Source organism: Meiothermus sp. QL-1 (assembly GCF_003351145.1).
Taxonomy (GTDB): Bacteria; Deinococcota; Deinococci; order Deinococcales; family Thermaceae; genus Meiothermus.
Genome location: NZ_QQSV01000017.1, coordinates 1 through 7,916 on the forward strand (window position 1 = coordinate 1; position 7,916 = coordinate 7,916).

The 7,916-nt window shown below is 63.8% G+C and carries 11 protein-coding genes and 1 tRNA gene; 5 read left to right on the forward strand and 7 right to left on the reverse strand.

Going from position 1 to position 7,916, the window contains the following annotated elements; all coding sequences use genetic code 11:
* The 5 genes from DV704_RS11865 to DV704_RS11885 all read right to left on the reverse strand — a co-directional run.
* Window positions 1–127: GTP-binding protein (locus DV704_RS11865; RefSeq protein ID WP_233498265.1), on the reverse strand; the 127-nt coding region annotated here is incomplete at its 3' end.
* A gap of 65 nt (window positions 128–192) precedes the next feature.
* Window positions 193–2,286, reverse strand: a complete 2,094-nt coding sequence (gene fusA, locus DV704_RS11870; protein ID WP_114799793.1) for an elongation factor G — start codon at window positions 2,284–2,286, stop codon at window positions 193–195.
* Between the two features lie 2 nt (window positions 2,287–2,288).
* Window positions 2,289–2,759, reverse strand: coding sequence for a 30S ribosomal protein S7 (gene rpsG / locus DV704_RS11875; protein ID WP_114799794.1), 471 nt, complete (start codon window positions 2,757–2,759; stop codon window positions 2,289–2,291).
* Window positions 2,760–2,766: 7 nt separating this feature from the next.
* Window positions 2,767–3,174 (reverse strand): 30S ribosomal protein S12, encoded by a 408-nt coding sequence (gene rpsL, locus DV704_RS11880; protein ID WP_182482580.1) that lies wholly within the window; start codon window positions 3,172–3,174, stop codon window positions 2,767–2,769.
* 226 nt (window positions 3,175–3,400) lie between these two features.
* Window positions 3,401–4,009, reverse strand: a complete 609-nt coding sequence (locus DV704_RS11885; RefSeq protein ID WP_114799795.1) for an SCO family protein — start codon at window positions 4,007–4,009, stop codon at window positions 3,401–3,403.
* A 99-nt stretch (window positions 4,010–4,108) separates the two neighbouring features.
* On the opposite strand from DV704_RS11885, the gene DV704_RS11890 reads away from it, so the two are divergent.
* From DV704_RS11890 to DV704_RS11900, 3 genes are read left to right on the forward strand one after another with little or no spacing between them, the layout of a single operon-like run.
* Complete coding sequence (locus tag DV704_RS11890) at window positions 4,109–4,603, forward strand: hypothetical protein (RefSeq protein WP_114799796.1); 495 nt, start codon at window positions 4,109–4,111, stop codon at window positions 4,601–4,603.
* Between the two features lie 10 nt (window positions 4,604–4,613).
* A complete protein-coding gene (locus DV704_RS11895) occupies window positions 4,614–5,201 on the forward strand; it encodes a MazG family protein (protein WP_114799797.1) in 588 nt (195 codons plus the stop codon).
* 8 nt (window positions 5,202–5,209) lie between these two features.
* Complete coding sequence (locus DV704_RS11900; protein WP_233498355.1) at window positions 5,210–5,770, forward strand: CoA pyrophosphatase; 561 nt, start codon at window positions 5,210–5,212, stop codon at window positions 5,768–5,770.
* Here the strand turns inward: DV704_RS11900 and DV704_RS11905 are convergent.
* Entirely contained in the window at window positions 5,748–6,071 is a 324-nt protein-coding gene (locus tag DV704_RS11905; protein WP_114799799.1) for a multidrug efflux SMR transporter, read from the reverse strand. The genes DV704_RS11900 and DV704_RS11905 overlap by 23 nt on opposite strands.
* Before the next feature lie 50 nt (window positions 6,072–6,121).
* Here DV704_RS11905 and DV704_RS11910 point away from each other — a divergent pair, with 50 nt between their 5' ends.
* Window positions 6,122–6,772 carry a response regulator transcription factor gene (locus DV704_RS11910; protein WP_114799800.1) on the forward strand — a complete coding sequence of 217 codons (651 nt, stop codon included), beginning with the start codon at window positions 6,122–6,124 and terminating at the stop codon, window positions 6,770–6,772.
* The gene (locus tag DV704_RS11915; protein ID WP_114799801.1) at window positions 6,769–7,812 is read left to right on the forward strand and encodes a M20/M25/M40 family metallo-hydrolase; all 1,044 of its coding nucleotides are present in this window, start codon (window positions 6,769–6,771) and stop codon (window positions 7,810–7,812) included. Before DV704_RS11910 ends, DV704_RS11915 begins: the two co-directional genes overlap by 4 nt.
* Here the strand turns inward: DV704_RS11915 and DV704_RS11920 are convergent.
* A tRNA-Gly gene (locus tag DV704_RS11920) sits at window positions 7,791–7,866 on the reverse strand. The genes DV704_RS11915 and DV704_RS11920 overlap by 22 nt on opposite strands.
* Window positions 7,867–7,916 lie beyond the last annotated feature (50 nt).

Consider the following 7,916-nt stretch of genomic DNA (forward strand, 5'->3'; position numbering starts at 1 on the left):
CGTTCGGGTTCGCCGCCGCCGCTACGTACGTAATCGCCGCCGTCAGCGTCGTCTTCCCGTGGTCCACGTGCCCAATCGTCCCCACGTTCACGTGGGGCTTCGTCCGCTCAAACACGCCCTTGGCCATAGCGCTCTCCCTTCTCGAAGTTGCGGCCGCAGGCCCCCTGAGGGCAACCTGCGACCGGCAGCGTCTTACTGTCCTTTCACCAGCTTTTGCGCGATGTTCTGCGGTACCTGCTCGTAGTGGTCGAAGAACATGGAAAACTGCGCCCGCCCCTGGGTCATGGAGCGCATATCGTTGGCATAGCCGAACATCTCTGCCAACGGCACAAAGGCCCGCACCAGCCTGGCGTTGCCCCGCTCCTCCATGCCCTGAATCTGACCCCGACGGGCGTTCAGGTCGCCGATGATGGAACCCAGGAACTCCTCCGGGGTGATGACCTCAACCCGCATGATGGGCTCGAGGATCACCGCACCCCCTTTCTCCATGGCCTCCTTGATGGCCATGGAGGCGGCAATCTTGAAGGCCATCTCCGAGGAGTCCACCTCGTGGTAGCTCCCGTCGTAAAGGGTGACCTTGAGGTCCACGATGGGGAAGCCGGTAAGAGGGCCGGACTGCATGGCCTCCTCGATGCCCTTCTGTACCGCCGGGATGTACTCCTTGGGCACCACCCCGCCTACGATGGCGTTGACGAACTCGAAGCCCGCCCCCCGGCCCAGCGGCTCGGCCTTGATCTTGACATGGCCGTACTGCCCGCGCCCACCGGTTTGGCGCACGAACTTGCCTTCCACCTCCACCGGGCGGGTGATGGTCTCACGGTAGGCCACCTGGGGCTTGCCCACATTGGCGTCCACCTTGAACTCCCGCCGAAGCCGGTCCACGATGATCTCCAGGTGCAGCTCACCCATGCCTGAGATGATGGTCTGGCCGGTCTCAGGGTCCGTAGAAACGCGGAAGGTGGGGTCCTCCTCGCTCAGACGGGCCAGGGCGATGCTCAGCTTGTCCTGGTCGGCCTTGGTCTTGGGCTCAATGGCCAGGTCGATCACCGGCTCGGGCACCTCGATGGACTCGAGGATGATGGGCTCGTCCCCGTCGCCCACCAGGGTATCCCCGGTGATGGTCTCCTTAAGGCCCACCACCGCCCCCAGCTCGCCTGCCCGCAGCTCCTCCACCTCCTCGCGGTGGTTGGCATGCATCTGCAAAAGCCGGGCCACCCGCTCCTTCTTGCCCTTGGTGGTGTTCTGCACGTACGAACCCGAGCGCAGGGTGCCCGAGTAGACCCGGATGAAGGTCAGGCGGCCCACGTAGGGGTCGGCCATGATCTTGAAGGCCAGCGCAGCCAAGGGGCCGTTGGGGTCGGCCGGACGCTCGACCACCTCGCCCGCATCGTTGGTGCCGCGAATGGGGGGGATGTCCAGGGGGGAAGGTAGGTAGTCCACCACCCCATCCAGGAGAAGCTGAACCCCCTTGTTCCTGAGGGAGGAGCCCAGGAAAACCGGGAAGATCTCCATGGCGATGGTGCCCTTGCGGATGGCCCGGACCAGTTCCTCCTCGGTGGGCTTTTCGCCCTCCAGGAACTTCATCATGATGTTCTCGTCGAAGTCTGCGGCAGCCTCCACCAGCTTCTCGTAGTACTCCTGGGCCTGCTCCTTGAGCTCATCGGGAATCTCCACCTCCCGGATGTCGGTGCCCAGGTCGTTGCCGTAGGTGTAGGCTTTCTGCCGCAGCACATCCACGATGCCGCGGAAGGTGTCCTCGCGCCCAATGGGGAGCTGCATCACCACTGGCCTCGCCCCCAGCCGCTCCTTCATGGAGTTGACCACCAGCCAAAGATCGGCCCCGGTCTTGTCCATCTTGTTGGCATAGGCAATCCGGGGCACCCGGTACTTATCGGCCTGGCGCCAGACTGTCTCGGACTGGGGCTCCACACCCTGGGAAGCATCGAAAACCGCAATGGCTCCGTCCAGCACCCGCATGGAGCGCTCCACCTCGATGGTGAAGTCCACGTGGCCGGGGGTGTCGATGATGTTGATGCGGTGCTCCACCCCGGTTTGGGTGTGCTTCCAGTTGGCGGTGGTCACAGCAGCGGTAATGGTAATGCCCCGCTCCCGCTCCTGCTCCATCCAGTCCATGGTCGCAGCCCCCTCGTGCACCTCACCGATCTTGTGAATGCGCCCGGTGTAGTAGAGAATGCGCTCGGTGGTGGTGGTCTTACCAGCATCGATGTGGGCCGCGATGCCGATGTTGCGGAAGAGCTTCAGGTCAAAGCTGGTCTTGACGGACATAGCTACCACCGGTAATGGGCGTACGCGCGGTTGGCCTCAGCCATGCGCTCCACGTCTTCCTTCTTCTTGACCGCCCCGCCCTTGCCCTCTGCCGCCTCCATCAGCTCAGCGGCCAGGCGCTGGGCCGCCCCACGCTCGCTGCGGCTGTTGAAAGCGTTCACAATCCAGCGGATGGCCAAAGACTGCTGCCGGCGAGGCGAGACCTCCACGGGCACCTGGTAGTTGGCGCCCCCCACCCGGCGGCTGCGGACCTCCAGCCGGGGGCGCACATTGTCCAGCGCGGCCTTGAAGACCTTGAGGGGCTCCTGGCCGCTTTTGTCCTGGATGATCTGGCAGGCATCCCGGAAGATCTTGATGGCCAGGTTCTTCTTGCCTTCCCGCATAATGCGGTTGATGAAGGCGGTGACCAGCACATCGCCGTAAAGGTGGTCGGGCTCGAGCTGGCGTACTTCGGCTCTTCTCCTACGCGACATAACCCACCTACTTCTTGCCCTTGGCCGCAGCACCCTTGGCGTCGGCCTTGGGCCGCTTGGTACCGTACTTGGAGCGGCTCTTCTTGCGGTCCTTGACCCCCTGGGTGTCGTAGATACCGCGCACAATGTGGTAACGCACCCCGGGCAGGTCCTTCACCCGGCCTCCCCGGATGAGCACCACCGAGTGCTCCTGCAGGTTGTGCCCTTCACCGGGGATGTAGGCGGTAACCTCATAGCCCGAGGTGAGACGCACCTTGGCCACCTTGCGCAGCGCGGAGTTGGGCTTCTTAGGGGTCACGGTGCGCACCACGGTGCAAACCCCCTTGCGGAAGGGGCTCCCCTTGAGCGCAGGCACCTTGCTCTTCTTGACGACCGGGGTACGGCCTTTGCGGAGGAGTTGGTTGATGGTCGGCAGGGCAATCACATCCTTTCTTTCTGAAGTAAAAAACCCCACACAGAAGTCGCCTAGCTGCGCTCGGTGCGGGGTTCCCGGGTGAAGCGAAGAAGCCTTTTTCTCAAGAATCGCCGTGCGCGGGGGCTCCCCGTGAGCGCAACCGATAGGGCCTCAGCGCCGGGGTTGGCCTGAGGCGACGCAACCTCTGCAGTATATACGGGCCCACACCCTTAATCAAGGGGAGGTCTCAGCCCCGCAACAACCAGCGCACATCCTGCACCACCCGCTCGGTCTCTGCCGCCTTGCCGCTCCCATAGATGAGGCGCAGGCTCCCGCGGGGGTCTAGGGCAAAGACCGTGGCGGTGTGGTCTACGTTGTACTCGAGGGCCGACTTGACGTTGGATTTCTGATAGAAAACGCCGTACTTCCTCGCCACTGCTGCAATCTCCTCGGGACTGCCGGTGAGACCCAGGAAGCTCGGGTGGAAAAAGGTGGTGTAATCCCTAAGCCGCTGCAAGGAGTCGCGCTCGGGGTCAACAGAGATAAACAGGACCTGCACCCGCGCCTGCTCAGCCGGCGAGAGGGCCTTGTAGACCCGGGCCAGCTCCAAAAGGGTGGTGGGACAAACATCGGGACAGTTCACGAAACCAAAGAAGATCAGGACCACCTTACCCTCGAAGTCCCGGAGGCTTTTGCGACTCCCGTCGTGGGCAGTCAGGGTGAAGTCCAGGGTATCCGCAGACCTGGGGTTCAAAAGCCGGGTGCCGTAGGGCTGGTAGGTCTCACGGAAGAAGAAGGCCCCCAGCAGAAACAGCGGCAGGGCCAACAGCACAACCCAAAAACCACGCTTGAGCATCGCAAACCCCCCTCCTCAGGGTAGGGCAGGGTGGAAGGTCAAATGTCCCATCCCTCACATTACAAAAAGCCCCGCCCGAGTAGGGCAAGATAAAAGCCTATGAACGGGAACACCTCGGCTTTTGCCCATCCCTATGTGCGCTGGGCGGCTGCTCTTCTGATGGCCCCATTCTTTCTGCAGATGCTGGGCTTCGGCCAGACCTTTTTGGGTGGGGGGCTTTGCGGGGAGCTCTTTGGCGACGAGACCCCCTTGGGCCTGCAGGGGGCTGGGTTTTGGTATGCGGTGGTGTTCATGCTGCTCCTGGGACTTCAGCTCATGTACGGGGGCTTCCTGCTCCTGGCCAGGCTGCTCGAGCTCCCCCCTAGCATGGAACGGGGGGTCTACGGAACCGGGGTGGGGCTGGTGGGCTTCCTCACCCTGCTCTTCCTGCTCACCCGCACCACCGGTCTTCCCTACCCCAGCCCCCAAGGCTTGGCCATCGGGGAAACCGCCCCCGCCGACCCCTTGAGCTTGATCCTGGTGGGCTGCTCGGTGGCAGGAGCAGCCCTGCTGTTGGGTCTCCTCCGCAGCAGCTCTCCGTCGGAAAACGGTTAGGCTGGTGAGCATGGAACGCTTGCTAGCGGTAATGCGCCGCCTCAGGGGCCCAGACGGTTGCCCCTGGGACAGGGCCCAGACCCACCAAAGCCTGCGCCCCTACCTGCTGGAGGAAGCGGCCGAAGCGGTGGACGCCATCGGTCGGGGCGACCCTGAGGAGGTGGCTGAAGAACTTGGGGATGTTCTGCTCCAGGTGGCCTTCCACGCCGTGATCGCCGAGGAGGAGGGCACCTTCAACTACGCCCAGATCGAGAGCCGAATCGTCGAGAAACTCATCCGCCGCCACCCCCATGTCTTTGGCAGTGCCAGGGCCGAAACCCCCGAGGCGGTTGCAGCCAACTGGCAGGCCATCAAGGCCGCCGAGGGCAAGAGCGCTGGGTCCGTGAGCGAGCAGGTACCGCGCGCCCTTGGGGCCCTAGCCCGGGCCGCCGAAATCCAGAAAAAACTGGGTACCCCTCCTGCCGATTCCCAGGCCGTGGTGGAGGCCCTGCAACGGGGCGACCTGGCCGAGGCCCTGTGGGCCATGGTGGCCCTATGCCGAAAGCGGGGGGAAAACCCTGAGATCCTGCTGCGCGAGCGTTGCGACCGGCTGGTATGAGCCCCGATATGCTCAGGGCTGCCGTAAACCGCCCCCCCCTAAGCCTCCCTCGGCCTGCAGGGTTCGTGGATGCAGCGGTGCTGCTGCCGGTTTTTGAAGGACGGCTTCTCCTTACCGTGCGCAGCGCCCATCTGCCCCACCACGCCGCCCAGATCAGTTTTCCCGGCGGACGCCTGGGCCCGGGGGAAAACCCATCCCAGGCTGCTTTACGCGAGGCCTGGGAGGAAGTGGGGCTCGACCCCCACCTGGTCGAAATCCTGGGCCCCCTGGATCCCACCCTTTCCCCCCACGGCTACCGAGTCTTTCCCCTCCTGGGCTGGGTTACCGCCACGCCCCACCTCCGGCCCAACCCCAAGGAGGTTGAAAGCCTCCTCTGGGTGCCAATCGAAGAGCTCCTCCAGGCCCCCGCCTACGCCGAGGAGCGCTCCCTCCCCTTGCCCCACTCGAGCGCTCCCCGGCAGGTATGGCACTACCCCTGGCAGGGCTACGACATATGGGGGGTAACCGGCAACATCCTGCACGACTTCCTAGAGCGCCTGCGAGCCCTCAGCTCCGGCTGGCCAGATTGAGGAGCATGACCCCCCCAATGATGAGCGCGATGCCCAGGAGAATTGCCGCGTTTATAGGCTCCTTGAACACCAACCAGCCCAGCAAGGCGATGAGCGCTGTGCCCAGGCCTGACCAGACGGCGTAGGCAATGTTCAAAGGCATGCTCTTGAGGCTCAAACCCAAAAAGTAGAAGGCCGTGGCATAACCCAGCACCACCAGCAACGATGGAAAGGGCCGGGTAAAGCCCTGGGAAGCCTTCAGAGCGGTGGTGCCCACGATCTCGGCCAAAATAGCCAGCAACAACAAAACCCAGCCATTCATGCCCCAAAGGCTACCCTCTCCTTCAGAGTTCCGGGGTAGAATACACACCAATGATTCGCATTCTACTGGCCGACGACCACGCCCTGTTCCGCCAGGGGCTCAAGAGCCTTCTAGAGGCTGAGCCCGACTTCAAGGTCATGGGCGAGGCCAAGGATGGACGTGAAGCGCTGCGCCACGCCCTGGAGGCTCATCCCGACATCATCCTGATGGATATTCAGATGCCCGGCCTCGACGGGGTCCAGGCTACCCAGGAAATCCTCAGGGAGTGGCCCGAGGCCAGGGTTATCGTGCTCACCATGTATCGTCAGGACAGCTACGTCTTTGAAGCGGTCAAGGCTGGAGCAAGGGGATACCTGCTCAAGGATGCCGATGCGAAGGAACTGGTCGAGGCCATCCGGCGGGTTCACCAAGGCGAGGTGCTCCTGGATGCCGAGATGGCCGAGAAGATTATCCAAGACTTCAAGGCCAAGCAGGAAACACCTCCCAGGGAGCATGCCGAGCTGACCGAACGGGAGGTGCAGATCCTGAAGCTGGTGGCCCAGGGCTATACCAACCTGGAGATTGCCAACGAGCTCTCCTTGTCAGAAAAAACCGTGCGCAACCGCCTTAGCGACATCTTCCAGAAACTCCATCTCAACAACCGAACCCAGGCCGCCCTCTACGCCCTGCGGGAGGGGCTGGCGGACAAGCCCCGGGAATGAGCAGACCTGTTCCCCAAACCACCCTTGACCCGGTCGGCTTGCTCGAGGAAATCGCGGAGATCGGCGGTGAGGCCGAGCGGGGCGCTTGGGTTAAGCGCCGGCTGCAGGCCTTAGGCCTGGCCCCGAAGAAGGACGAGCTGGGGAACGTGTGGGTCGGGGAGGGGTCCACCCTGCTCATAGCCCACCTGGACACAGTTCTGATGCCCCAGCCGCTGCAAAGGGAAAAGGAACGCTGGTACGGACCCGCAGTGGGCGACAACTCCTCCGGCGTTGCTGTCCTCCTGGCCCTAGCCCCTGAGCTGGTGGCCCAAGGCTGCGTGGCGGCCTTCAGCGTAGGGGAAGAGGGGCTAGGCAACCTGCGGGGGGCCCGCCGGCTGGTAAGGGCGCTGAAGCCGCAAAAGGTAATCGCGGTGGACGGCTACTTACCGGGGGTCGTCAGCCGCTCTGTGGGCTCCATTCGGCTGCGGGCCCGCTTCCTAGGACCCGGGGGACACGCCTGGGGGGATCGGGAGGCCCCCTCCCCGATGCCCGCCCTGGGCCGGGCCCTGAGCGAGATGTATGCCCTGGTAGGCTCATCCGAAAGCAGCCTGAATGTAGGCCGAGTCTGGGGCGGAGAGGCCATCAACGCCATCCCCAGCGAGGCAGGGCTGGAGCTCGACCTGCGAGCCCTCGAGGCCCCCATGCTGGAGCAGCTTGCCCAGAAAGTGCGGCAGGTTCTCATGGAAGCTGCCCGGCGCTATGGCGTGCGGCTGGAGCTAGAAGTGCTTGGAGAACGGCCTGCTGGGAGCACAGCCACCCCTGCCATGCTCGCGGCAGCTCGCCGGGCCTACGCGGAGGTGGGGCTAGAGGCTCGGTTCACGGCCGGCTCTACCGACGCCTCTGCCGCTGTAGAGGCAGGGGTTCCCGCCCTCACCCTGAGCGTCTACCGAGGCGGGGGAGCCCACACCCCCGGGGAATGGGTTGAGCCCAGCTCCCTGCGCCTAGGAGCCCAAGTTTTGCGCTTTTTTATACGGTACACTGGAGCGGGAGACGGGACTTGAACCCGCGGCCCCAACCTTGGCAAGGTTGTGCTCTACCAACTGAGCTACTCCCGCAAAAAATAAAACCTCTGCACCGCCCTACTCTCCCAGGTCCCTTCGAACCC

Bases quoted from the DNA above. Each gene is read 5' to 3' on its own strand.
- DV704_RS11900 (WP_233498355.1), top strand. From the start codon at position 5,210: ATGCTCAGGGCTGCCGTAAACCGCCCCCCCCTAAGCCTCCCTCGGCCT.
- DV704_RS11915 (WP_114799801.1), top strand. From the start codon at position 6,769: ATGAGCAGACCTGTTCCCCAAACCACCCTTGACCCGGTCGGCTTGCTC.
- DV704_RS11905 (WP_114799799.1), bottom strand. From the start codon at position 6,071: ATGAATGGCTGGGTTTTGTTGTTGCTGGCTATTTTGGCCGAGATCGTG.
- DV704_RS11895 (WP_114799797.1), top strand. From the start codon at position 4,614: ATGGAACGCTTGCTAGCGGTAATGCGCCGCCTCAGGGGCCCAGACGGT.
- DV704_RS11890 (WP_114799796.1), top strand. From the start codon at position 4,109: ATGAACGGGAACACCTCGGCTTTTGCCCATCCCTATGTGCGCTGGGCG.
- DV704_RS11910 (WP_114799800.1), top strand. From the start codon at position 6,122: ATGATTCGCATTCTACTGGCCGACGACCACGCCCTGTTCCGCCAGGGG.
- DV704_RS11885 (WP_114799795.1), bottom strand. From the start codon at position 4,009: ATGCTCAAGCGTGGTTTTTGGGTTGTGCTGTTGGCCCTGCCGCTGTTT.
- fusA (WP_114799793.1), bottom strand. From the start codon at position 2,286: ATGTCCGTCAAGACCAGCTTTGACCTGAAGCTCTTCCGCAACATCGGC.
- rpsG (WP_114799794.1), bottom strand. From the start codon at position 2,759: ATGTCGCGTAGGAGAAGAGCCGAAGTACGCCAGCTCGAGCCCGACCAC.